Origin of the sequence: Pseudomonas oryzihabitans, from assembly GCF_032027545.1 — a bacterium.
Classification (GTDB): Bacteria; Pseudomonadota; Gammaproteobacteria; order Pseudomonadales; family Pseudomonadaceae; genus Chryseomonas; species Chryseomonas oryzihabitans_F.
This window is the reverse complement of record NZ_JAVSJB010000065.1, coordinates 1-2,522: the sequence shown is the minus strand read 5'-3', so window position 1 is coordinate 2,522 and position 2,522 is coordinate 1. Positions and strand designations below refer to the sequence as shown.

3 protein-coding genes and 1 pseudogene are annotated in these 2,522 nt (G+C 61.5%); 1 reads left to right on the top strand and 3 read right to left on the bottom strand.

Features of this window, described 5'->3' with window-relative positions; genetic code table 11:
* Window positions 1-680 (bottom strand): annotated as a pseudogene (locus tag RND78_RS27620) (pilus assembly protein PilL); the annotation flags it as partial.
* A gap of 224 nt (window positions 681-904) precedes the next feature.
* A complete protein-coding gene (locus RND78_RS27615) occupies window positions 905-1,147 on the bottom strand; it encodes a hypothetical protein (RefSeq protein WP_312733406.1) in 243 nt (80 codons plus the stop codon).
* A gap of 348 nt (window positions 1,148-1,495) precedes the next feature.
* On the opposite strand from RND78_RS27615, the gene RND78_RS27610 reads away from it, so the two are divergent.
* Window positions 1,496-1,795, top strand: coding sequence for a hypothetical protein (locus RND78_RS27610; RefSeq protein ID WP_312733404.1), 300 nt, complete (start codon window positions 1,496-1,498; stop codon window positions 1,793-1,795).
* 42 nt (window positions 1,796-1,837) lie between these two features.
* Here the strand turns inward: RND78_RS27610 and RND78_RS27605 are convergent.
* The coding region (locus RND78_RS27605; RefSeq protein WP_312733402.1) for a C-terminal helicase domain-containing protein at window positions 1,838-2,522 on the bottom strand (685 nt) is incomplete at its 5' end.

Sequence of the window (2,522 nt, the reverse complement as noted above, 5' to 3'; positions counted from 1 at the left end):
ACCTGTGTGGCGGGTACGTTCGCGGTTGGATTGGCCGGATCGGTGTGCGTTTCCAGCGGCTTGGTAGCGGGTACAGTGGCCACAGTCACCACCGAGTTCGAGGCAGTGGATACAGGCTTTGTGGCGGCCGTGGTCGGGGGAGCTGCTGGCGCAACGGCGTAGCGCTGACCCTCCGGCAATTGATAGCCCGGGCGGAGCACGAAGCACACCGACCGCATGACCTCGTCGACCTTCACCTGCCAGGCGGGGCCTGCCAGCACCTGCAGGGTGTTGCGCAAACTCATCGGCCCGAGCTTGTACTGGGCAGCCGGAAGCGGCCGGGTGAAGAGGATGTTGACGTGCCCCTGCTCTGGGCCACACAGGCTGTAACCGGAGCGGTTGACCACGTACTGCATGGCGTCGCGAACGGTCGGCTTCATGTTGGCCGGGATGTTCACGTCGATGATCTGTGCCATCAGGTCCCGCTGCTCGGTCTCCGGCGCGGTGTTGACCAGGGTGTAGCGGCCGTACCGGACCTGGGGCTCTGACACAGCGCCCTTCGGATAGAGATCGGGTTGTAGCAGCTCCGGATTACGCGAGCTGTCGGGGCCGGGTGCGCTGGGCGCAGGCTCCTGCTGAGCACAGCCTGCCAGTGCGACGGCGAAGGCGAGCGGCGAGAGGGTGGTAAGCTTCCAGATCATGTGCGGTGAGGCCCCATTTCGTAGTGGGGCTCACGGTGCCAGTCACCTGTCTGGAAAGCAGGAGATAACCGTATCTGGAGCGAAAGAGGTTAGTCGCAGGCAAAAAAACCCCCGCAGGGGCGGGGGAGGGGGGAAGACTGAGCTTGAAGCTTTCCAGGTATCCTGACCTGGAGGGAGAGCCGATTCAGCGACTCATAGGTAATGAGTCCTGGGCGCCATAGAGTTCAACTTTGTTTCAAATGGTCGCGGATGTGTCGGACCTGCTCGGCGACATAATAGGTATCTGCAAGGCGCTGGGCGTCGACGTGCAGGATAACGACTGTCGTCCTGTGCTTGGGCATCACACGCACGGCCACGGCACCATCGGGCCCTATCGGGCTCAATAGGCAGTTGCAGTCAGGAAAGTTCTTCTCCAGCTGCTGCAGCAAGCGCTGCGCGCTGTGACGCCGTGTGATGTTGTCGCTCATGATGCAGGCACTCCTGTCAGCCTATAGCCACCATGGGCGGACTCAAGCTGTTCCGGTAAGACCTTCAACCACCGGCCGGTCGAGCAGGCAAAAAAATCCCCCGCGAGGGCGGGGGTAGGTCAGTGTTGAAGCCTCAATTTCGAGTCGGAGCAATGGACTCGCGGTAGTTGACTCAGCCGAACCGGTATTGTTCATAAGAAGATCATCGAAATATGCGATGCTAGAGCCTTTCCAGCAGTAATGTGTCCTATGCCCACTTCCCGAAAACCTCCTCTCACCACAGGTCGTACGGCCAAGCCCGAATCACTCCGCGCCGCTCACCAACAGATCAGCCGTAACGACGGCACGTTGGCCGACATTGCAGCCTTGATCGAGCTCCAAGGAAAGGCGCACACCTCCCGGAGCAATCCTGCCCAGCCTGTTCGCTTCAAGGCAGAGCCTGACTCAGCGGAGCGGGATCTATTTCCTGACATGGTGATTCAACACCAAAGCAAAGGTGCGACTCAGCAACCACTCTTTGGTATCCCGCTCGCCGCTGTCCTGAGCTGCGTGCTGATCGTAGGGGCTGCTTTAGGCGTCCCCCTGGGCGTTCTGACCTACGGAACTGTCGTGTATACGGCAGTGATGGAAGGCTTGGCAGCGTTCTAGATTCTGCCGGGCCTTCCGGGCGTGAAGATCGTTGCGCTGTCTTCACGCCACCATGCTGTCTGCCAGCTGATGCTGTGCCTGCCTCACGGCGTCCGGCTCAATCAAATCCTGAGCGATTCGCCGTTTGTCCTGCAGCATCTGCCACAGCTGCAGGTCGATGCTGTTTTCCACCAGCGGGATCTTGACCACCACCAGGCGCCGCTGTCCATTGCGGTAGGCGCGGTCCTCGGCCTGGTCCTGCAGCCCCGGCGTCCAGGGCAGCCCCAGGAAGAATACGTAGTTCGCCGCGGTCAGGTTGTTGCCGGTGCCGGCCGCTGACGTCGTACCGATGAAGACCCGGCAATCAGCTTCCTGCTGGAAGCGATCGATCGCCTTCTGCCGCTTCGTGAGGCTGTCAGTGCCTACCAGCGTGACGCATCCCAGGCCTGCGGCCTCGCACAGCTGCTGCAACGTGGCCACCGTCTCCTTGTATTCGCAGAAGAGGATCACCTTGTCCTCGGGATCCAACTCGCCCAGCCGCTCCATCACCACCGGTACCTTCACGCGCTCCAGGAGCTGGCGAAGTCGACCCAACCGCGCGAACACGGGCTGATCGGCGTTGCGGATGGCGTTGTACTCGACCTGCTGCGCCTCATCGAGCACGACCGGCACGGTCTGCCGCTGCTTACCCTTGAGGTCGGGCAGCACGTCCTTGCGGCGGCGTAGCATCCAGTCGCCGATCTCAGCA

Bases quoted from the DNA above. Each gene is read 5' to 3' on its own strand.
- RND78_RS27615 (WP_312733406.1), bottom strand. From the start codon at position 1,147: ATGAGCGACAACATCACACGGCGTCACAGCGCGCAGCGCTTGCTGCAG.